The 21,058-nt window shown below is 46.5% G+C and carries 17 protein-coding genes and 1 pseudogene; 15 read left to right on the top strand and 3 right to left on the bottom strand.

The features are described 5' to 3' along the window. Nucleotides 1-149 precede the first annotated feature (149 nt). On the bottom strand, nucleotides 150-1,589 hold the full coding sequence (locus tag NC996_RS25225) for an NCS2 family permease (protein WP_190684842.1): 1,440 nt from the start codon (nucleotides 1,587-1,589) through the stop codon (nucleotides 150-152). Between the two features lie 105 nt (nucleotides 1,590-1,694). On the opposite strand from NC996_RS25225, the gene NC996_RS25220 reads away from it, so the two are divergent. Then, nucleotides 1,695-3,305: a phospholipid carrier-dependent glycosyltransferase gene (locus tag NC996_RS25220; RefSeq protein WP_190684840.1), complete on the top strand. Its 1,611-nt coding sequence runs from the start codon at nucleotides 1,695-1,697 to the stop codon at nucleotides 3,303-3,305. Nucleotides 3,306-3,387: 82 nt separating this feature from the next. On the opposite strand, the gene trmB is transcribed toward NC996_RS25220, so the two are convergent. Further along, nucleotides 3,388-4,023 carry a tRNA (guanosine(46)-N7)-methyltransferase TrmB gene (gene trmB, locus NC996_RS25215; RefSeq protein WP_190684837.1) on the bottom strand — a complete coding sequence of 212 codons (636 nt, stop codon included), beginning with the start codon at nucleotides 4,021-4,023 and terminating at the stop codon, nucleotides 3,388-3,390. A gap of 284 nt (nucleotides 4,024-4,307) precedes the next feature. On the opposite strand from trmB, the gene NC996_RS25210 reads away from it, so the two are divergent. The 4 genes from NC996_RS25210 (at nucleotide 4,308) to NC996_RS25195 (ending at nucleotide 7,746) form a co-directional block, all read left to right on the top strand. Then, the gene (locus NC996_RS25210; protein ID WP_190684834.1) at nucleotides 4,308-5,408 is read left to right on the top strand and encodes a metallophosphoesterase; all 1,101 of its coding nucleotides are present in this window, start codon (nucleotides 4,308-4,310) and stop codon (nucleotides 5,406-5,408) included. Nucleotides 5,409-5,549: 141 nt separating this feature from the next. Then, the gene (locus tag NC996_RS25205; protein WP_277877460.1) at nucleotides 5,550-5,678 is read left to right on the top strand and encodes a hypothetical protein; all 129 of its coding nucleotides are present in this window, start codon (nucleotides 5,550-5,552) and stop codon (nucleotides 5,676-5,678) included. A gap of 415 nt (nucleotides 5,679-6,093) precedes the next feature. Then, on the top strand, nucleotides 6,094-6,834 hold the full coding sequence (locus NC996_RS25200; protein WP_190684831.1) for an acyltransferase: 741 nt from the start codon (nucleotides 6,094-6,096) through the stop codon (nucleotides 6,832-6,834). A gap of 117 nt (nucleotides 6,835-6,951) precedes the next feature. After that, nucleotides 6,952-7,746, top strand: a complete 795-nt coding sequence (locus NC996_RS25195; RefSeq protein ID WP_190684829.1) for an acyltransferase — start codon at nucleotides 6,952-6,954, stop codon at nucleotides 7,744-7,746. A gap of 116 nt (nucleotides 7,747-7,862) precedes the next feature. Here the strand turns inward: NC996_RS25195 and NC996_RS25190 are convergent, their stop codons facing one another. Next, nucleotides 7,863-9,113: an FIST N-terminal domain-containing protein gene (locus tag NC996_RS25190; protein ID WP_190684826.1), complete on the bottom strand. Its 1,251-nt coding sequence runs from the start codon at nucleotides 9,111-9,113 to the stop codon at nucleotides 7,863-7,865. A gap of 412 nt (nucleotides 9,114-9,525) precedes the next feature. Between NC996_RS25190 and NC996_RS25185 the strand changes: the two genes are divergently transcribed. The 10 genes and pseudogenes from NC996_RS25185 (at nucleotide 9,526) to NC996_RS25140 (ending at nucleotide 20,860) form a co-directional block, all read left to right on the top strand. Then, nucleotides 9,526-9,747 carry a Calvin cycle protein CP12 gene (locus NC996_RS25185; RefSeq protein WP_190410417.1) on the top strand — a complete coding sequence of 74 codons (222 nt, stop codon included), beginning with the start codon at nucleotides 9,526-9,528 and terminating at the stop codon, nucleotides 9,745-9,747. A gap of 458 nt (nucleotides 9,748-10,205) precedes the next feature. After that, nucleotides 10,206-10,805, top strand: coding sequence for a DUF3177 family protein (locus tag NC996_RS25180; RefSeq protein WP_190684824.1), 600 nt, complete (start codon nucleotides 10,206-10,208; stop codon nucleotides 10,803-10,805). Between the two features lie 99 nt (nucleotides 10,806-10,904). Further along, nucleotides 10,905-11,204 (top strand): hypothetical protein, encoded by a 300-nt coding sequence (locus tag NC996_RS25175; RefSeq protein ID WP_190684821.1) that lies wholly within the window; start codon nucleotides 10,905-10,907, stop codon nucleotides 11,202-11,204. Nucleotides 11,205-11,357: 153 nt separating this feature from the next. Further along, nucleotides 11,358-13,331 carry an ATP-binding protein gene (locus NC996_RS25170; protein ID WP_190684818.1) on the top strand — a complete coding sequence of 658 codons (1,974 nt, stop codon included), beginning with the start codon at nucleotides 11,358-11,360 and terminating at the stop codon, nucleotides 13,329-13,331. Between the two features lie 73 nt (nucleotides 13,332-13,404). Next, nucleotides 13,405-14,868, top strand: a complete 1,464-nt coding sequence (glmM, locus tag NC996_RS25165; RefSeq protein WP_190410413.1) for a phosphoglucosamine mutase — start codon at nucleotides 13,405-13,407, stop codon at nucleotides 14,866-14,868. 103 nt (nucleotides 14,869-14,971) lie between these two features. After that, nucleotides 14,972-16,654: a hormogonium polysaccharide biosynthesis protein HpsL gene (hpsL, locus tag NC996_RS25160; RefSeq protein WP_190531482.1), complete on the top strand. Its 1,683-nt coding sequence runs from the start codon at nucleotides 14,972-14,974 to the stop codon at nucleotides 16,652-16,654. Between the two features lie 67 nt (nucleotides 16,655-16,721). After that, on the top strand, nucleotides 16,722-17,699 hold the full coding sequence (hpsN, locus tag NC996_RS25155) for a hormogonium polysaccharide biosynthesis glycosyltransferase HpsN (RefSeq protein WP_339380276.1): 978 nt from the start codon (nucleotides 16,722-16,724) through the stop codon (nucleotides 17,697-17,699). A 95-nt stretch (nucleotides 17,700-17,794) separates the two neighbouring features. After that, a complete protein-coding gene (gene hpsO, locus NC996_RS25150) occupies nucleotides 17,795-18,970 on the top strand; it encodes a hormogonium polysaccharide biosynthesis glycosyltransferase HpsO (protein WP_190684815.1) in 1,176 nt (391 codons plus the stop codon). Between the two features lie 35 nt (nucleotides 18,971-19,005). Beyond that, the gene (gene hpsP, locus NC996_RS25145) at nucleotides 19,006-20,193 is read left to right on the top strand and encodes a hormogonium polysaccharide biosynthesis glycosyltransferase HpsP (RefSeq protein WP_190684812.1); all 1,188 of its coding nucleotides are present in this window, start codon (nucleotides 19,006-19,008) and stop codon (nucleotides 20,191-20,193) included. A gap of 125 nt (nucleotides 20,194-20,318) precedes the next feature. Then, a pseudogene (locus NC996_RS25140) lies at nucleotides 20,319-20,860 on the top strand (transposase). The last annotated feature ends 198 nt before the right edge of the window (nucleotides 20,861-21,058 follow it).

Below are 21,058 nucleotides of genomic sequence, written 5' to 3'. Positions count from 1 at the left end.
TTGGATAAGATGAACCACAAAGCTACTCAGACATTCAGGAAACACGAAGTTCTTCATCTTGGTGTCTGAGTGCCTTTGTGGTTTAAAAAAGCAATTTTTTGGCAAAAGGATTTAGAAATGGAGTTTCTGCTGGCTTCTAAGTCGTTACTTTACGTAGCAGAGTTTACCGCCATAAATACAAATCTCAGTACAAATACTCCAGCTAAAATCCACACAGCTAAACTGACTTCGTGCGCTTTTCCTTGAAACGTTTTTACCAGTGGATAAGTCATAAACCCAATTGATAAACCTTCGGCAATTGAGTAAGTCAAAGGCATCAGGAGAATCGTCAAAAAAGAGGGAATTGATTCGGCAGGATCGTCCCAACGTATTAGGCGGACATTTCCTGCCATCAAGACGCCAACAACGAGCAGTGCGGGTGCCGTGGCAAAGGCGGGAATTGCTGCCAACAAAGGGATAAAAAATATCGACAAACTAAATAAAGCGGCGACGACAACGGCAGTAAACCCGGTGCGTCCTCCTTCCGAGACGCCAGCGGCTGACTCGATATAGGTTGTGACGGTGGAAGTGCCCAGAATTGCCCCCACAGTGGTTCCTACGGCGTCTGCCATCAGCGCTTCACTTGCGCGGGGCAGTTCCCCATTTTCATCAATGTAGCCTGCCTGGATGCCAACACCGGCGAGAGTGCCGATGGTGTCGAAGAGATCGATGAACAAAAAGACAAAGGTGACAGCGATCAAATTCCAGATGTTGGTTTGGTTAATCTGACTCAACCCCTGTAAAGCTTGACCAATTAAGTCTCCAGGCCACTGGGGAAGTGCAATAATTCCAGAAGGCGGAGGTACGATGCCAAGAATCCATCCCAGCAACGCAGTGGAGAGAATTCCCCATAACAGCGCTCCTTTGACCCGGCGAGCGACAAAAGCAAATGTGATCAGAATCCCCGCGATCGCTACCAGTGTTTGTGGCTGTTGCAAGTTGCCCAAGGCTGTTTTCGTGACGGGGTTCGCTACAATAATCCCCGCACCCCCCGTTTTCGGATCGCCAGCCAAGCCAATATAAGCGATAAATAAACCAATTCCCGCTGCTGTCGCTTGTTTGAGGCATTCAGGAATGGCGCGGATAATTTGGCTGCGAATACTTGATAGCGTCAAGGCAATGAAAATTAGCCCCTCGATCAAAACGGCGCTGAGGGCAACTCGCCAATCAATTTTCAGTGCCAAAACGACAGAAAAGGCAAAAAAGGCATTGAGTCCCATTCCCGGTGCCAAGGCAAACGGATAATTAGCCGTTAATCCCATCATCAAGGTCGCAATGGCGCTGGAAATCGCGGTTGCGATCGCCAACTCCCCAAATAAATCTTGCGGTTTTTCCAGAAAAATGGCATTTGACAAAATTCCCGGATTGACTGCCAGAATATATGCCATTGTCATAAACGTGGTCACGCCTGCCAACACTTCGGTGCGAAAGTTGGTGTGGAATTCCTCAAATTTAAAAAATCGCGCGATCGCACCCTGCCACCCGGTCGGCGGGGGCGAAGATCCTTGACTGGCAACGACTTCAGTTTTGCTCAACTCATCCTTGTTCATTTTTTTGTCTGACACGCACTCTACTCAGAGTAAAGTTTTATTGAGAAATTTTTGGGATGATGCTACACAGTTTGGAAATGCCTTGAAGCGTTTGAGCAGGTTTTTATGTTCTTGTTTAACAAACGTTCTATCAGCCAACGGTGGTTCTGGATTGGAATGGCTGGCGTATTCTTGGTTTCGCTTGCCCTGCGTTTTTGGGGGCTGGAACGATTTAATACTTTAGTGTTTGATGAAGTTTACTATGCGAAGTTTGCCAACAACTATTTAACCCGGACTCCCTTTTTTGATGGGCATCCCCCTTTGAGCAAGTACATCATCGCCGTGGGGATGTGGATAGGCGATCGCTTACCCTTCGGGAAAGATACGATGAACGGGCTGACGGGTTCTCTGCATTCGCCTTGGAGTTACCGTTGGCTAAATGCGCTGACTGGCTCATTTATTCCCTTAGTGCTGGGGGGAATCGCCTATCAACTCACTTATCGGCGCAGTTATGCGTTAATCGCTGCTATCTTTGCTGCCGCCGATGGTTTATTTCTGGTAGAGTCGCGCTATGCCCTGAATAACGTTTATCTGGTTATTTTTGGACTGCTGGGGCAGTGGTTTTTCTTATTAAGTCTCGCGAATCAAGCGATGCGACGCTGGTTTTGGCTAGCGCTAGCCGGTATTTTTTTCGGGGCGTCCGTGGCTATCAAGTGGAATGGCTTGTGGTTTCTGTTAGGTGCCTACTTTATGTGGGGTTTTGCCTGGGCGATGCAATGGGTGCAACAGGCATCCGAAAAAGCGAGCAAAAAAACCGGAGAACCTGGGAGTCAAGGATCGGAGGAGCAGAGGCGATTTTTTCCTGATTCCTCAGTCCTGACTCCTGACTCCTCAGTCCTCAGCCCTCAGTCCTCAGTCCTCAGTCCTAGCTCCTCAGCCCTGACTCTGACCCCGTTACAAAACCTGACGCAGCTAAATTTACTGCACATTTTAGTGAATTTAGCAATCATCCCATTCCTTTTTTACGCCGTTATTTGGATTCCTCACATTCAACTCAACCCAGAATTTGGATTTTGGGAGGTGCAAAGGCAAATTCTGGCATACCATCAACGAGTGGGTGATGGGCCGAAAATTCATCCTTACTGCTCCAGATGGTATACCTGGCTGTTGATGCTGCGCCCGGTGGCGTACTTTTACCAAACGGCTCAAAATACGAATACGACGGTACCCGCACTTCCGCCTTTACCGAAAGGGGTGGGTAACGTGATTTACGATGTCCACGCGATGGGGAATCCAGTGCTGTGGATTCTTTCAACGGCGGCAATTTTGCTGCTGCTGTTTTTGCTAGCTCAATACTTCTTCACTGGGAAAGGGTGGAAATTTACTCCAAGCGTTTCAACTTGGATTGCCTTGTACTTGGTTCTAAACTGGCTGGCGAATGTGCTGCCTTGGGTGCGGGTAACTCGCTGCACGTTTTTGTACCATTACATGGGGGCGTCTGTGTTTGCGGGGTTGGCACTTGCCTGGATTGTTGATAGGTGGCTGCAAAGTCCGGCGCGTGAATTAAGAGCGATCGCGCTGACAGTAATTTTTGCGATCTTGGCAGCTTTTGTGTTCTGGATGCCAATCTATTTAGGCTTGCCCTTATCCCCCAGAGATTATCAAATCTTGATACCGCGCTTCAATGTTCGGTCTGTGCCACCTTGGTTACGCCAGTGGGTGCCGAATTGGATTTAGGAAAGTCTGGAAGGTTTAGGGTTGAGTAATGAGTTTGAAAATGCTCTCTTTTTCTAATCATTAAAAACTCAACCCTCAAAATTTAACTTCTGATAAATAAAGCGCGATAAACGGGTTCGCCGCGAGAAAGGGTACTGATTTCGCGTTCGGTTGGCACTGGCAGGGGATTTGTGTCTAACCAGTCATCGCCTCCCTGTCTTTGGAAGGCTGGAGAAGAGGAGAAGCGATCGCGCATTTCCACTGCGATCGCCTCAACATCTGACTGAACAAAAACCACTCCTCCAGTAACCAGGTACTTTGCCAAAACTTCGAGCATTTCTGGCTGCACCACGCGGCGTTTGGCGTGTCGATTTTTAAACCACGGATCGGGAAATTGAATGGTGACGCGCTGCAAGGTGCCGACTGGCAAAGAACTCAAAATAGGATTTAATGAGTTATTGGCATTACAAAATAAGTAGTGAAGATTTTCTAATTGCGCCTGCTGTTTCCATTCATTGGCTTCTTCTACTAAGGTTTCTCGAATTTCCAAACCCAGATAATTCCAATCGGGTTCTACCGTCGCCATTTTCAATAAAAACCGCCCCTTAGCACACCCAATATCTAAATGCAGCGGCTTTGTCGAATTGGCATAAATATTTTGCCAGTCGGGAGGATTTACCGGCGTTTGATACTTGGCGGAAAGTGGATTAACGTGTTGGCGAACTCGGACAGGTGACAAAATGAAACTCCTTTTTTGGATGTTAGCGATTCAGTAACTAAATATTATTCAACACAAAGTTTTTCCCTCTGCCTAACCCTTTCCTACCAGGAGAAGAAACAGGAATATTTTAGCCTCCAAAGCGAATTTCCCTCCCTTTCCTGGTAGGGAAGAAGGTTAGAGGTTAGGTTTTGATGCGAACTTGGCGCACTAACTGCTTCGCGTGCGGAAGAGAATGTACCAAAGGTTATGATCGACGGGGATTGCTATTATCACATTCCCTCATCCATTTTTGCGTTGGCGCTATGAGTCTCAATTTTCGTTTTGCTGTCATCAGCGACTTGCACATTGCACTTCCGGACACGATTACGGATCATCCCAGCCGTTTTCACATGGTAGAAGTCAGCATCCCAGCATTGGAGATTGTACTGAGACATCTGGAACAACTCAACTTAGATTTTCTGTTGATACCGGGAGACTTAACGCAGGATGGGGAACCAGAAAATCATGCTTGGCTGCAAAAACGCCTCTTGAAGCTCCCTTTCCCCGCCTACGTGGTGCCGGGGAATCATGATGTACTCAGTTTACTCCCCACTGATAGCGCCATTGGACTCCAAGAGTTTCCCCACTATTACCAACAGTTTGGCTATGAGAATCCGGAACAACTGTATTACACGAGTCAAATTCTACCCGGAGTGCGTTTAATTGGACTGAATTCCAATAATTTTAGCGATCGCGGGAAACAGATAGGGCGTTTGGATGATGCTCAGTTGGCATGGCTGCAACAACATCTGAAAGAGATTAATGATGAGTTAGTGATGGTGATGGTGCATCACAACGTCGTCGAGCATCTACCCGGACAATCCACCCACCAGTTAGGGCGTCGGTATATGCTGGAGAATGCGCCAGTGCTGCTGCAAATGCTCCGCGAGGCGGGGGTAAATCTAATTTTTACAGGGCATTTGCATATTCAGGATATTGCTTGCGATCGCGGTGTTTATGAGATCACCACAGGTTCTCTAGTTAGCTATCCTCATCCCTACCGGATCTTGAACTTCCGCACCGATAACCAAGGCAAAAAATCCTTGCAGATTGAGTCGCATCGGGTGGAATCTGTCCCCCATTTCCCAACGCTGCCACAATTCTCACGAGATTGGATGGGCGATCGCTCGCTTCCCTTCATGCTCAAGTTGCTGACTGAGCCACCCTTAAATATCCCGATTACAGAGGCAGAGGGACTCGCCCCCAATTTACGCTATTTCTGGGCAGATGTTGCCAAGGGGGATGTTTTATTTGATTTCTCCCACTTCCCCCCAGTCGCAAAGCGCTATTTCGAGTCATTTGGCGCGATCGCTCCCGATGGCACCCCCGCCCTCATTGACAATTACACAACTTTATCTCTATAACCTAATTCATCAGCTCTTTGATCTATCTTTAGTAAGATGCTGTTCAATCTTTACCTTCAGTAAAGTGTCTCTAAAGTGCCATAGCATTGCTTAAGCTCATTCTCAGTCTAGATACAAGTCTCTAAATCCACGCTCTACATCGTGACCTTAGTAGTAGACCAACGAAACTGGATAGAAGAAAGTCGTCATAGCCATCGCGGAAGTGCCATGTTGTTTGCACCGATGGTGGAATTTAATGTGATGGCTGAAGTTGGAGATACTCCTCCTTAGTTAAGGCGGTTTAGAGGCGAAGCCAGACGAGTGGGCGATCGCAGTGAAAAGAAACTAAGCTAGTTTCCTAAAATTTTTAGGATTTTGGCAAGCATAAGTGAAAATTTTGCTTGCTCATAGTAACTATCTTTAAAGCCTATAGCTTAGGCTTCTAAGCTTCCTTGGGTTTGGGGGCATTGAAACTAACACGAGTAAGAGTCTGTTGTATCGAGCAGGTATTACTTTTGAAATGGCTGTAAGTTAACAACAACTCCAGCTTTTTTGGAGAATCTTGCCTCTAATCGTTGCCTTAGGTTGATGGCTTGAAGTCAAAGACAAGCTTGCTGAAGCTGTACTGATTTCGTTCAAGAGATAGTTACTCCTACAAATCATCAAATGTTAGTTTTCCTTAGGATGATTTTGGAGTGCATTTACCATGACTAACAACATAAGTGCTGAAAAATTTCAATCTTTATCACATTCCCGGTGGTCGCGGGTGAACGAATTCCTCTTAATTACCTTAATAGGAGGAATTCGGCGACCGTTGGGTACGATGCTGCGAAGACTACTCTACCCAACAATTTTAGGTCGGGTAGGTAAAGCTCTATACATTCAAAGTGGAGTTGAATTGTTGAATGCTTCTTCTATTGAAGTTGGAGACAATGTCAAAATTCTTCGAGACGTTCGCCTAAACGCTAGCGGCGAAAACAGTAAGATTTCTCTGGGAGATTTAGTATGCCTCGATCGAGGCGTTGATATTAATGTTACCGAACGAGGTAACTGCAATATTGTAATTGGGGAACGAACGCATATTTCTCCCTACACCTGTTTAGGTGGCCCAGGTCATATCAAAATTGGCAAATTCTGTTTAATCGCATCACACGTAGGAATTTATGCCAACAATCATAACTTTGCAGATCCTACAGTTTATATCTGGAAGCAAGGTATCACTTGCAAAGGAATTGTGATTGAAGATGACTGTTGGCTAGGCAGTGGAGTCAAAGTCCTCGATGGAGTCACCATTGGAAAGGGAAGCGTCATCGGCGCAGGCGCAGTTGTAACCAAAGATATTCCCCCTTACTCAGTTGCAGTTGGTGTTCCTGCTAGGGTTATTTCTCAGCGAAATAGCGTTTGCGAACGCGAAATAAAACAGGGAATTTTAGTTGCGGACTCTTAACAATTTAATAGAGAAGGCTATTTTAAATAGCCTTCCTGCTGCTGAGCAAAAACTCAATTCCTGTTACAGATCGCTTGATATCTGTTTTTACACAAATCAGATTGGACAGAAATAGCAATGACCATTCAAAATTACCGCTATCCTTCCCAATGGAACCGTAAAAAAGAATCTTTATTCATTACATTTCTTGGATGGTTCCCCTTATCAATCGGTTTAAAACTGCGAAACTTTTTTTACCGGAGTATTTTAGGAGGCATAGGTAGGTCTGTTCTGATTCAACCAGGTGTTGAGTTTATTCGTGCCTGTTGTATTGAAATTGGAGATAAAGTTAAAATTTTTCGGGGAACTCTCTTAGAAAGCGGCGACCAGAATAGTCGAATTTATCTTGAAGAGGAGGTGTCTCTAGGAAGAAATATTTATTTATATGCTGGTGGTCAAAACAGTAAAATTTGTCTGAAAAAGCGGGTTAGGCTCGACCGTGGCGTTGATATCAAAGTTATGCCTGGAGGTTGCATTGAAATTGGAAACAATACGTATGTTGGTCCATACACTTGTTTATCTGGCAGTCAAATCAAAGTTGGCAGAGACTGTTTAATTTCTTCGCATACCACCATTTATGCTAGCAATCATAACTTTGCCGATGCCACAAGTCCGATTGTCAGCCAAGGTGATACCTGCAAGGGAATTGTGATTGAAGATGATTGTTGGCTGGGAAGCAAAGTAACCGTCGTGGATGGAGTCACGATTGGTAAGGGTAGTGTCATCGGTGCAGGCGCAGTCGTAACTAAAGATATTCCTCCTTATTCGGTTGCTGTAGGTGTACCGGCTAAGGTTGTTTCCAAACGCAATGGTACGGCTGAGAATTTAGTAAAAGTTGGGGGTCTTAAACTTACCGATTCCAGCAACATTTAATCTAACTGTGCCAGAATTGTGAAACAAATAGTTTGGGAACTGGTAATCGGTAATTGTTTTTTCAGGAATTACCTGTTCCCCGTCTTGAGGTATAAAGTTTCCAAACTGTAATCAATTTATTTTTGGCGACAAATACCAAAGACTGAAGTGTATCCATGCAGGAAGGTACTTCCTCCTACAGGGCCAATTTCACCATTACAGAAGAAACCCGCCAGGGGGATGTCTTTTAGATAGCGACGAAATAGCTCGGAGTCAAAGTTAGGCTGCCCATAAAGCCCTTCTCCTCGCCCCAGGCAGGAGAACATCAAAGCACCGGCAGATGGAGAATCGTTAGGTGCCTGTTTTTGATAGCGCTGGAGGAGGAGTTCTAAGTCTTCTGCGGAGGTTAGGGCGTCTCGGAGGTGGAATTGGATGCGCTGACCGGGGCGGACGCGATCGCCAATTGCGATCGCCCCCACTCTAGGATCTACGCCCAGTAAGTTGCGGATCAAAAAATCTCCCGGCTCCAGGTTTAACTTAAATTCGTCCCGCACTAAGCCTACAAACAGCGAATGCTGTGCTAACTGTCGGTCTGCCTCGCTCAAATTCTCGATTAAATCCTGTAAGATTTCCAGAGGCGTCCCAGACTTTCCGACACAGTCATTCACATCGGCACTATCCTCTTGGGGAGCCAGTTCCAAAAGAATATTCCGTTCTCCTTTCGTGATTCGATAAGGCTTCCCAATCGGGCGACAGCCCTGTGCCACAATTGTTTCCAGTACAATATTGCCACTTAAAGCGACGCCAACCGTTCCTTCGCGGTAGAGCTGGTAGTTACAAAATAAACCCGTGTTGTTACCCAAACTGCCAGTGCTAGCCAGTCCCCCCACTTTCACCGAGCCTGGATAAGCAAAATCCAGTCCTTGAAGTAAGTCATTAATTTTGGAAGAGAAAGGATCGGCTAACAAGATGAACTGGGGTTCATCAGCGGGTGATACGCCAATCAGGTCAACCCAATTATCCGGTGAGCTATCCAGGTCAGGCAGAGCATCACTAGAAATCTCAAATGCGCGAACATTGACTCCAGGAAGATGAGCCAAGCTAAGGCTTAATGCGGGTTCTTGTTCGACTTCTTCCACTTCGTCCTGCGAATTCATGCCAATAATGCCGCCGCCACCACAGCCAATCAGCGCTTTGAGATTAAGTCGTTCCTGCAACAATGGCATCAACCGTGAATATTCACTCGCATAGGCAGACGAGATGAACACCAGCCCCAAGTCAGCCGGTGCCTGCAACGCCAGATTCGCGCGTTCAACCACTTCTGCAACTGCCGCTTCCAAAGACGGACGGGTTGATAAGGCGTTCGTCCACTTGATCTGGTTAGCCATAGGGATTACACAAAAATGCGCTTTTGTAAGCCAATGCTCTTGGGTGGATTGGCAGGGTATCAAAGCATTATCATTACCCTAACACTCGCAAGGCACAGGTTGTAGAGTCCCATCACTTCAACCCTAGGGGAGGAGTTGGCGAGTGGCAGTAGTGCCTTAACATTAGTTAATATGGTGAAGATAACCATAGATTAGCCGGTTAAGTGTATACTGGCACCTCGGTGAGTCAGAAACGACCAAATCTTAAAAGATAAAGATCGATCCTGTTCAGGTGCTGTCACTTGCTGATATGACAAAGAAAGAACGACTGAAAACTTAGAGTCAGCGAGCAGAACACCTGATTGGAGATTACCGATAACGGTCGAAATTCACCAGGTTTCCTGAATTAAAACAAGAAACGGGGACGAGAATTATGAGCAACATCCAAGACCAAATTGAACAAGAGCGCGAGCAAGCCCGGACTGTGTGCGATACAAAGGGCGCAGGTTCCGGTGAGTGTGCCGCTGCCTGGGATGCCGTTGAAGAATTGCAAGCAGAAGCATCCCATCAGCGGGAAACCAAGCCGAAGAATTCTCTGGAGCGGTATTGTGACGCTAATCCAGGAGCCGATGAGTGCCGGGTCTACGAAGAATAAACTTAATTGAGTGCTAAATGCCGCCAGTCCAAGCTGGTTTTCGCTGCACGAATTCACCGGATAAATTTCTGGCACTTACAAGCAACAAGAACCTGATTGAAGTCGTTCGAGTTGCTTGTTTTTTCGTTTTGCGTAGCTATCTATACCGATATTTGTTTTGATGCGACAGATGCGATCGCTCTGAAGCGGCTTCTCGCGTAAGCCAAAAAAGTAGCGGAGGGGTTTCCCTGCCCTTACTGAGCAATCGGGAAACGAATCTAAGCTGCCTGCCCCCACAAGTAAAAAAGAAGCAGTTTTGGAGCGGGAAAGTAAAGATAAGGGAAAGAGGTAAAATTTCCCTTTCCTCAAGTGTAGGGAGCTGTTACAGACAATTAGAGTAACGAGATTTGTTGAGTGGCAGTCGCACCTAGACAGTTAAAATGAGTGGGTAAAATTCCCCTTTCTGCCATACACAGCCAATGGACAATGACAACCTCTGGTTTCGACCGTTAGTTTGGATGGACTACCGACTAGCGCTACTATTTACTGTTATCATTCCGCTGATTCTGCTGATCTGGGCTTTTATCCAGAAAGCCGATGCAATGGTGCGCTTGTTAATCATCTACTGGCGGGTTTCTAGTCTGCTGGCGATTACAATTTACTTGATGATTGCTGGATGGCCTATTTCCTACGTGTCTTCTTTCTTTGCCCGCCTGTTGATTCCCATATCCCTCTGGTTTTGGGTGGATATCAACGATGAAATTGACGATCAACCACTGCGTCCTCTAAAGCTAGTGCTAACAGCGTGGCGTTGGGCTGTCAGTGTTTATTTAACATTGGGCGCTATAGCTTTCCTTCCTTTCCTGTCTTGTGCATTTTCCCCAGGAGCAATCCAGAAACCATTTTGTGACGTTTGGTTAGAAGCACCTAGGATGTACAAACAGTATTTCCATCCCAGTTATACACCTCGATTTCTAGGCTTTTTGGCGATGGTGGGATTGGTGATTTATGTACTTTACTTGAGTTATTTTGTCTTGATCCGGCTGGGCAAGGAGGGACGCTCAGCAATGGAACAGTAAAAACAATTAAAAATTAAAAATTAAAAAATCAAGATTTTTTAATTTTTAATTTTGGCTTTTTAATTGTTTGTCCTTAACCTTTTACACCCCGCATCAAATATGAGTAATGCTGTTGGGCAGCGTCTAGAGCGATACACCGCCAAGCGCCCTCAGGAAGTCCTGGTTGTCACGGCTGAAATTGCTGGTGAAGAAGACAAAATTGCCATCTTTAAAGGATATTCTAGTTCTTTGATGCGCCCAACAGCGTTTGATCCGGATGTGCCGGTGCTACCAGATAAGGCATCGATTATCTCTATTGATAGAGTTCTTTCCCCTTACAATCCGGAAGCTCCCCATTATATAGAGCAAGGATTAACTTGGGAGACAATCCAACCCTTGTTGTTAGAGGCGGGAGTTTAATCAACCAGTTAGTTTAGCTTTGCGAAAGCTAAGGAAGTAGGTAAGAAATAAACATTAGCGGCTTAGGTCAGACAAAATCTAATATTTATCTATTGTTAGATTAAATATTTTTAAGGGAAAACTATCATTGAGTATCCCACTGGAATTTCGACTATGCCATCTCCAGACGCTAGCTTTACCCCACACGAACGGGTCGTTGCTGCTAAGTCTGAGCCACAAAGCCAACTCAGACCCCCAGGACCTTCTCCAGACTGGGCAAACCGATTGCTCCATCGTCTCAGTATCCGAAAGAAAATTGGTTTTGGATATGCCCTAACTCTGGCTGTGGCGATTGTAGGAACCGCCATAGGACGTACGGTAGGAGATTATTACTATGAAGATAAATCTAGGGAGAATCTAGAGAGGGTACATAAGGAAACACTTCTTTTCAATGACTTGAGGTTTAACGTCCTAGAGGCACGAAACCACCAGCAACAATTTATTTCTTTAATATCGCAGCCAGAGGTATTTAGGGAACACTATGCTCATTTCATTGAGCATAAAGCGGAGGTTGAGAATCGGCTATCTGAAATCAGAGCTTTAGCAGATAGGACTAATCGCCGGGATTTGAAGCAATTTCTTCAAAATAACCAGAATCCGGTAGAAAGTTACTTTCAGCAAGTAGAATCTCTCCTTAAAAAAATTAATGAGTTGAATTTAAAAACGCAGGATGTTTCAGCCGCACAGCAGGTACTGATCGCTTTTACGAATAATAAAGTAGCTACTGAGTTTGACAACTTTTCAGAAGACGTAGAAATCTTAATTACAAACGCTCACAAGGCAGAAGAAGAAGCCTATGAGGGTCTAGAAGAGGCAGAAAAGGTAGGAACCCAGGTTACGATCGCTGCCATGCTACTGTCGAGTGCGATCGCAACCGCGATCGCCATTTATACCAGTCGCGCGATCGCTCATCCGATTGAAGCAGTTACTAAAGTAGTGACTCAAGCGAATGAGGAAGCTAATTTTGACCTGCAAGCTCCTGTCCTTACTCAAGATGAAGTTGGAGTATTAGCGATTTCCTTCAACACCCTCATTCAACGAGTTGCAAATTATACTCAAGAATTGGAGTTCGCTCGCCAGACTTTGGAAAGACGGGTAGCAGAACGGACTGAAGAACTAGAGGGAAAAAATCAGCAGCTAGAAGCAGTTCGTGCTCATTTGCAAGAACTGAATGCTGAGTTAGTGTCTCAAGCTGGTGAACTCAGCCATACTTTGCACGATCTCCGGCAAACTCAAGCCCGTTTGATTCAAACGGAAAAAATGTCTAGTTTGGGTCAAATGGTAGCAGGAGTAGCTCATGAAATTAATAATCCAGTTAACTTTATCTACGGCAACTTGAGCCACGTCAGCGAGTACACGCAGGATTTACTCGCTCTGGTCGATCTTTACCAGCAACATTATCCCAATAGCGCCCCGGAAATCCAAGCTCAAATTCAAGCATTTGACATAGATTTTGTCGCTGATGATTTGCCGAAAATACTCTCTTCGATGAAGATGGGAACTGAGCGCATCCGTCAAATCGTGCTGTCTTTGCGAAATTTCTCTCGCCTAGACGAAGCGGACATGAAACCAGTTGACATTCATGAAGGAATTGACAGCACTTTATTGATTCTCAACCATCGCCTTAAACGCGGCATTGAAGTAACTAAGCAATATGGAGAGTTGCCTTTAGTTGAGTGTTATCCAGCACAACTTAACCAAGTATTTATGAATATCTTGAGCAATGGAATTGACGCCTTGCTTGAGCAAAGCCAGCAAACCAGCCCGCAGATTTTGATTCAGACGGAAATAGAAACAGAAAATCCCGGGTTTGTACGAGTGCGGATTAGAGATAACGGTCTCGGTATTCCCCGAGATATTCAAAACAAACTGTTCGATCCCTTCTTCACGACTAAGCCTGCGGGAAAAGGTACCGGGCTAGGACTGGCAATTTGCGCCCAAATTATGGAAAAGCATCAAGGCAAAATTGAGGTGAATTCGCAGCCGGGGAAGGGAACTGAGTTTGCACTGGTCTTGCCCAGCAAACATCCGAATGCGATCGCACTCAGCAGCCGCCTTGAGCTAGAGCAAGCCAACGGCAGACCCTAAGAGAGGTTTGGGTTATTCCGGAAGGTGCTATCCTCCACTGTAAGTGTGTTGTGTGTTGGAGTGGTTTAAAAATATGGTTTCATCCCCAAGCCGTCCTCAGCTCTCTAGTCCTGTGACTGAGGTAGAGCAACCAGGCATCCGGATTGGTAATAATCCTGCTTCCAGTTTCCTCGCGTTGCCAACGACTCCCCTGTTTGGCACCGATGGCATTCGCGGAAAAGCTGGAGAATTGTTGAGTGCATCCCTAGCCTTGCAAGTGGGCTTTTGGGCAGGTCAAGTGCTGCGGGCATCGGCAACCACCTCAGGGCCGGTGATTTTAGGGCAGGATTCTAGAAACTCTAGCGATATGCTGGCAATGGCGCTTGCCGCTGGTTTAACGTCAGCGGGACTGGAAGTGTGGAATCTAGGGCTATGCCCGACTCCCTGCGTGGCTCATCTCACCAGCGCCTCCCAAGCCGTAGGCGGGGTGATGATCTCTGCTAGCCACAATCCGCCAGAAGATAACGGAATCAAGTTTTTTGGATCGGATGGTACAAAGCTACCCCCCGCATTGCAGCAGGACATTGAAGCGGCTTTAAGAGGAAGGGCGAATTTCGCCACGTTGAATGGTAGCTGGGGACAGCATTATCATCGACCGGAGTTAGTGACAAATTATCTGGACTTGCTGAAGCGATCGCTCGCACCAGGGATCGGGCTAAAAGGGTTGCGAGTCGTGCTGGATCTGGCTTGGGGCGCAGCGGTTCATCTAGCACCAGCGGTGTTTCAAGAGATGGGGGCAGAAGTCATCTGCTTGCACGATCGTCCCGACGGCGATCGCATCAATGTAAATTGCGGTTCGACTCACCTCAGCTCCCTCCAGTCAGCCGTCAAGCAGCACGGTGCCGACTTAGGCTTTGCTTTTGATGGAGATGCCGACCGAGTCATGGCAGTCGATGCCCAAGGTCGCGTCGTTGACGGCGACTATATCCTCTATTTTTGGGGCAATACCCTGAGGCAAGCTGGACAGTTGCCTGGAGATTTGATCGTGGCGACCGTTATGGCGAATTTGGGCTTTGAACGCGCCTGGAAACAGCTAGGCGGTTCTTTCGTGCGGACAGCCGTCGGCGATCAGTACGTACAGGCGGAAATGCTCCGGACTGGAGGAAAGCTGGGCGGCGAGCAATCGGGACACATCCTCTGCCACCATTACAGTCTCACTGGAGATGGCTTGCTGACCGCTTTACATATAGCGGCACTGGTGCATAGCACTGGGCAATCCCTCTCGGAACTGATCGATGGAAGCTTTCAGACTTATCCGCAGCTGCTGCGGAATGTGCGGGTGGAAGACCGCGAAAAGAGACGGCGTTGGCAAGAGTGCGACGCTGTGACAAATGCGATCGCTCAAGCGGAAGCAGCGATGGGAGACCAAGGAAGAATTTTAGTTCGCGCCTCTGGCACCGAACCCGTCATCCGAGTTATGGTGGAAGCCGCCAGTGCCGACTTAACAAATCACTGGACAGAACAGCTGGTTCTCGCCGTCGAACAACATCTGGCGTGATTTTGAGAAAGAGATGCGTGGATAGGTGGATGCGATCGCTAATCCACGCATCTCAAATCATGTATGCCAAAATCGATGGGTACCGGCAGCTTCAAGCTCCCCCATGCCGAAATCAAAGCTAAAATCCAAAAAGTCTAAAAATACAAAACAGCAGTCTCAAACGCCAACCCTAAGTCTTAAGGAGCAGTTAGCCCAAAAGCGCAAGGCGCAGCAGGCGCGAAAAGAATTCACTCAATTTGCCTTTGCCAGCGTGGGGATTGCCGCCGTTCTTGCTATCTTCCTATTTCTCGCCGCTGGACCAAAAGCAGCCTTAGCCTCTTTAGCAATTCCGGCGCTGGGGTTTTCCTACAAATATCCCCGCAAAGCCCTATGGGCATTCCTCCTTTACCTACCGATTAATGGCACCGTCACCTACTGGATTGGCGGCGGGAATCCTGTATTCCAGCTGGCTAAAGATGGAATCTATATTCCCGCATTGATTGCTCTAGTAAAGGACTGTCAAAGGAAAAAGCTACCCATCCTGATTTCCAAAGAGATCAAGCCGAGCTTGTACATTCTGTTAGTCTTTTCTGGGCTGACGCTGTTTCTTGTTAACGGCTTCCTACAATTTTCGGGCGGTAGGTCGGGACAACCCTTTTTGCAGGGAGTTTTGGGTCTAAAAGTTTTTCTGGGGTATGTTCCCCTGGCTTTTTGTGCCTACTATCTGATTCGGACAAAAAAGGAATTGCTCTTCCTGACACGAATGCATCTGGTTCTCGCCATCATCTGCTGTATCCTTGGCTTTATTCAGTACTCGATGCTGACTAGCGGTAGATGTGCTGGTACCAGAGGACTGGTTGCTGATGCTTTGTTTAAGGCAACCCTGGATGCCAAGTGTTTTGTCGGTGGCGCTTTGGTTTACAGCCCGGAAGTCGGGATGATTCGCTTACCAGGTACGTTTGTCTCTCCTTGGCACTGGGCATGGTTCCTGATTTCCAACGCCTTTTTTACCTTTGCAACTGCCTTCTGTGACACTTCGTTTTTCTGGCGGATTGGTGGTTTAGTCGGTATGGCACTTGTCTTTGCCAATGCGGTGATTTCCGGTCAAAGAATTGCCCTGTCGCTGGTTCCCGTTGTCTTCGTACTGCTGCTGGTGCTTACAGGACAAGTAGCGAACCTCAAACGGTTTATCCCCGTTGGAGTCGGGCTAGGTGTGGTGTTGAGCATCGCCGCCGCCGCCAACCCAGCTTTAATTCAGGAGCGGATCGATAGTTTTGTCAGCCGCTGGAATGCTTCACCTCCCCAAGCATTTATTGTGGAGCAATTTAATTGGGCAATGAAGAAACAGCGGGGATTTTTGGGACGCGGTTTGGGAACGGCTACCAATTCCACCCGAATTTTTGGTGATGCAGCGCTGGTTGAAACTTACTACCCTAAGGTTCTATACGAAATTGGCCCGGCAGGCACGTTGGCGTTTCTAGTTTTCGTGACTTGCTTGACAGCGATTACTTTCAAAATTTACCGCTCGGTGAAAGACAAAAGTTTACGCAGTTTTGGTGCCAGTTTTTGGGTTTTGATTTTAGTGCTAAGTTATAACACTTACTGGTATCCCTTGGATACCGAGGTGGCAATTTATTACTGGTTTTTTGCCGGTGTTATTTTTAAATTGCCAGAAATAGATAAGCAGGAACAAGAGAAGCGATTGGCAGAGGAGGAAAATGATGAGGCTAAAACGAAGAAGAAAGGACGCCGCAAATCATCTGGAAGGCGTACTGTCGGCAAAACAAGCCCGGTACCTGCCACATAATTACGGCAGCGATCGCTCAGTATTCAGCGATCGCTCACTATTCAATTGCATTTCGGAGCAGTAAACCGTGAAGCCTTTGATTTCGGTTATTATCCCCACTTACGGACGTGAAGAACCTTTGCGAGACACGCTCAAAGATGTCTTGCTGCAAGACTACCCAGCCTTTGAAGTGCTAGTGGTCGATCAAACCGCCACGCACCAGCCCGAAACTCAAGCGTATCTTGAGGAGTTGGCAAACAGCGGTAAAATTCGTTGGTTTCGCGTAGATTGGGCAAGCTTACCGGGTGCCCGAAATTATGCGGTACGGCGGGCAGTTGGGGAAATTGTGTTATTTCTGGATGATGATGTCCTGCTAAAGCCTGGATATTTAGAGGCTCATGCTCGCAATTATTTAGAGCGTCCGGAAGTGGGTGCGGTGGCAGGGCGAGTATTTGACCGGATGAAGTTGGAAGATTCCGGCAATAAGTTGACGATTGAGGATTTGCCCCCAGAAGCAATGGACCCTGGAATTGCTTGGTACCACATTGACTTAGTGCATACCGTGAAGCCGCAGCGCGTTCTCACTGCCAGAGGCTGCAATATGTCTTTCCGACGAGAAATCTTTACGAAGCACGGACTGCATTTTGATGAGCGGTTTCGAGGGAGTGCGGTGCGCGAAGAGTCAGATTTTTGCCTAAGGTTGCGGCAGACAGGGTATCAGATTTGGTATGACCCTGATGCTGATTTAGTTCACCTAGGAGAAGAAACTGGCGGCTGTCACGATATTAGTACGCGATCGCTCCAGTACCAACTTACCTTCTATCACAACCACTTCCTGCTGGGACTTAAAAACCTTACCCCAAGTCAATGCCTGCGATTCTTCGCTAAGCTTTTTGACTGTCACGTACTGGGGCATCCTCCATGCAACAAAAGCGGCTCCCCGTTAAAAATTTTGACTCGCTTTGTCTCCTACACTTTAGGCTTTTTCAACGCACTTGGTACAGTTATCCAGTCAAGTTGGGAAGACGGTCAAGTTTATACTCGTCAAGATGGAATTTCAACGTAAAGAACGCAAAGTAAACGCAAAGAAAAATTTTCTCTGCGAACCTTTTTGGCGCTCCTTTGCGTTAAAAAAAGATTTTCGCTACTAGGAGTTGCGCGATGAGGATTTTGGTTGCCAGTCACACTTATATCGTTGACCTCAACTGCGAGAAACTAAGGGCGTTAGCTCAACTGGAACCCGGAATTGAAGTAACTGTAGTCGTGCCGCGCCGGTGGCAGCCTGGGGGTGTCCAAAATAAGACGATTGAAACTCAGCTGCGTCAAGAAGGCTCTTTTCAAATCGTGCCAGTTTCTAATTTCAGCCAGAACAACCAGGGAATGCTTACCTTTGGGGCTGACTTGATTTCATTGTTGCGCCAGTTTCGACCCCAGATTATTCAAGTGGAACAGGGTTCAAAAGCTTTAGGTTATGCTCAGCTGATTACGCTCAATCGACTGTTGGGGCTGAAGGCAAAAAATGTGTTTTTTACCTGGTGGAACTTACCCTACGAACTAAAATTTCCGGTTTCCTTGCTAGAAGCTTATAACCTACGACACACTCACGGACTGATTGCTGGAAATCAAGATGGTGTGGATATATTGCGGCAGCGTGGCTACGACGGCCCTAGCAAGGTGATGCCGCAGCTGGGTGTAGATGAGAGATTGTTCTCACCAACACCGCAGCCAGAATTGGCAGCAAAACTGGGGATTCAACCGGATGAATTTGTAGTCGGGTTTGTGGGGCGGTTTGTGGAAGAAAAAGGTCTGCTGACGCTGTTGCAAGCGTTGAAAGGCTTGCAGTCACGCCCCTGGAAATTGCTTTTACTCGGTCGCGGCCCCTTGCAATCGGTACTACTAGAACAAGCCGCTGAGGCGGGGATTAAAGATAAATTGATTTTGGTGGAAAGCGTTCCTCATGACGCAGTTCCCTGCTATATCAACCTGATGAATACGCTAGTGTTACCTTCAGAAACAACTTATAAGTTTAAAACTTTGACTGCCGCTGGTTGGAAAGAACAGTTTGGTCATGTGCTGATTGAAGCGATGGCTTGCCAAGTTCCTGTAATTGGTTCTGATTCCGGGGAAATTCCGCACGTCATTGGAGATGCGGGGTTAATCTTTCCAGAGAAAGATGCAGTAGCTTTGCAAAATTGCCTGGGGCAATTGATGGAACAACCAGATTTAGCCCAGAAGTTGGGTAAGCTGGGTTATGAACGAGCGATCGCGCAATATACAAATACTGCATTAGCTAAGCAGCAATTAGATTTTTATAAACAGTTAGTCAAGAGTCAGTAGTGCTTACAACTGACAACTGACAACTGACAAACAAAATGAAAATTTTACAAATTGTCCCTTCAATTTCTTTAGTTTATGGGGGTCCCAGTCAGATGGTTCTGGGGCTATCAGAGGCACTGGCGTCTGAAGGGGTAGAGGTGACGGTACTAACAACAAATAGCAACGGTGATGTCGGTCAGCCACCCTTGGATGTGCCTCTGGACCGTCCGGTGGAACAAAACGGCTATCAAGTGCGTTATTTCCCCTGTTCCCCGTTCCGACGCTATAAGTTTTCCCTAGATTTGTTGCGCTGGTTAGCAGGACATGCGGCTGAATTTGATTTAGCTCATATCCACGCTTTGTTTTCGCCTGTAAGCACGGCGGCAGCGACTGTGGCGCGATCGCGTCATTTACCCTATTTAATGCGTCCTCTGGGGACGCTAGACCCCTCAGACTTACGCAAGAAGAAGCAGTTGAAGCAGATTTACGCGGCACTGCTAGAACGTCCCAATTTAGCAGGTGCGGCGGGAATTCACTTCACCAGCCCCCAAGAAGCTAAGATTTCCGAACGCTTCGGAACTTCAACGCCGGATGTGGTAATTCCCTTAGGCGTAAAGCAGCCAGCAATCCTCCCGAAAGGTCAAGCTAGAAGGAAATTAGGCATTCCGGAGACTCAGCCTTTGCTGCTGTTTATGTCTCGGATTGACCCGAAAAAAGGGCTAAATTTACTGATTCCAGCCTTGGAAAAACTTTTAGAAGAGGGTGCTGATTTTCACTTTGTGCTGGCAGGTGGAAATCCGCAAGATCCCGCTTATGAGAACAAAATTCGAGAACAATTGCAAGCGTCACCTTTACGCGATCGCACGACTATAACCGGATTTGTAACTGGTGAGTCGAAAACTGCCTTACTACAAGATGCCGATTTATTTGTCCTCCCTTCTTACTACGAAAACTTTGGCATTGCTGTAGCTGAAGCGATGTGTAATGGAATCCCAGTGGTAATTTCTGACCAAGTTTATATCTGGGAGGAAATTCAACAGGCAGAAGCTGGTTGGGTTTGTGTCTGCGATGTAGATAGTTTAACTGAACAATTGCGCGAGGCGCTGGCTGATGCTTTGGAACGACAGCGGCGGGGAATCAATGCCCAAGAGTATGCTTTGAAAAATTACAGTTGGAAAGCGATCGCTCAAACAACGATTAAAGCTTACCAAGAAATTCTTACAAGCCAAAGTAGGTTGGGTTGAGGAACGAAACCCAACATCACATCTGATATTTGTTCAATTTTACTAAGCGCGATCGCATCGCATCGTAGGTTGGGTTGAGGAACGAAACCCAACACCCCATCCTCAACTAAAAACAATTCAAAGCCATGCAATACCGTAGAGCAAAAATAGAAGGAGGCACCTACTTTTTTACCTTAGTAACTCATAATAGAAGAAAATTTTTATGTATTCCTTCAAATATCTCCCTATTAAGAAATGCTTTCAGAGACATTATGAAAACCATCCTTTTAAAATTGATGCCTGCGTTATTTTACCCGACCATCTACACTGTATTTGGACTTTGCCGAACGGAGATAATGATTTCTCTACGCGATGGCGTTTAATCAAAAGTAATTTTAGCCGCAACTGCGAACAACAGTATCATCAAAAAGTTTCTCTATCCAGACAAAGTAAAAAAGAGCAATCAATCTGGCAACGCCGCTTTTGGGAACATCAAATTCGAGACCAAGAAGATTTAGCTAACCACATTGACTATATTTACTACAATCCAGTCAAACATGGATTAGTGAAAGCACCCAAAGACTGGGAATATTCTAGTTTTCACCGTTATGTTGCTGCCGGAATATATGATCTATCTTGGGGTTCTAGGGAAGAAATGTTGTTTGATGTCAGTGTAGGACATGAGTAGGTTGGGGTCTGTTTTAATATCAATTCATAATAATTATAGATTGGGTAGAGCGAAGCGAACCCCGACAAATGCTCGTTAATAAATAGGCGTTGCTGAAAGAGTAATGCTAGATTTGGTATAATAGAAGGATGAAATGCCCTGAATGTAACTCCACTCAAACCGCTAAGAACGGACATCGTCGAGGCAGACAGTGCTATA

It is taken from the genome of Trichocoleus sp. ST-U2 (assembly GCF_039961875.1).
Lineage (GTDB): Bacteria > Cyanobacteriota > Cyanobacteriia > Cyanobacteriales > FACHB-T130 > FACHB-T130.
The sequence above is the reverse complement of the archived record's forward strand: the minus strand, read 5'-3'. Positions and strand labels throughout refer to the sequence as shown.

Excerpts from the sequence above, each read along its gene's own strand:
- NC996_RS25170 (WP_190684818.1), top strand. The coding sequence starts at position 11,358 with ATGCCATCTCCAGACGCTAGCTTTACCCCACACGAACGGGTCGTTGCT.
- NC996_RS25225 (WP_190684842.1), bottom strand. The coding sequence starts at position 1,589 with ATGAACAAGGATGAGTTGAGCAAAACTGAAGTCGTTGCCAGTCAAGGA.
- hpsP (WP_190684812.1), top strand. The coding sequence starts at position 19,006 with ATGAAAATTTTACAAATTGTCCCTTCAATTTCTTTAGTTTATGGGGGT.
- hpsL (WP_190531482.1), top strand. The coding sequence starts at position 14,972 with ATGCCGAAATCAAAGCTAAAATCCAAAAAGTCTAAAAATACAAAACAG.
- NC996_RS25220 (WP_190684840.1), top strand. The coding sequence starts at position 1,695 with ATGTTCTTGTTTAACAAACGTTCTATCAGCCAACGGTGGTTCTGGATT.
- NC996_RS25185 (WP_190410417.1), top strand. The coding sequence starts at position 9,526 with ATGAGCAACATCCAAGACCAAATTGAACAAGAGCGCGAGCAAGCCCGG.
- NC996_RS25195 (WP_190684829.1), top strand. The coding sequence starts at position 6,952 with ATGACCATTCAAAATTACCGCTATCCTTCCCAATGGAACCGTAAAAAA.
- NC996_RS25190 (WP_190684826.1), bottom strand. The coding sequence starts at position 9,113 with ATGGCTAACCAGATCAAGTGGACGAACGCCTTATCAACCCGTCCGTCT.
- hpsO (WP_190684815.1), top strand. The coding sequence starts at position 17,795 with ATGAGGATTTTGGTTGCCAGTCACACTTATATCGTTGACCTCAACTGC.
- NC996_RS25175 (WP_190684821.1), top strand. The coding sequence starts at position 10,905 with ATGAGTAATGCTGTTGGGCAGCGTCTAGAGCGATACACCGCCAAGCGC.
- NC996_RS25210 (WP_190684834.1), top strand. The coding sequence starts at position 4,308 with ATGAGTCTCAATTTTCGTTTTGCTGTCATCAGCGACTTGCACATTGCA.
- glmM (WP_190410413.1), top strand. The coding sequence starts at position 13,405 with ATGGTTTCATCCCCAAGCCGTCCTCAGCTCTCTAGTCCTGTGACTGAG.
- NC996_RS25180 (WP_190684824.1), top strand. The coding sequence starts at position 10,206 with ATGGACAATGACAACCTCTGGTTTCGACCGTTAGTTTGGATGGACTAC.
- NC996_RS25200 (WP_190684831.1), top strand. The coding sequence starts at position 6,094 with ATGACTAACAACATAAGTGCTGAAAAATTTCAATCTTTATCACATTCC.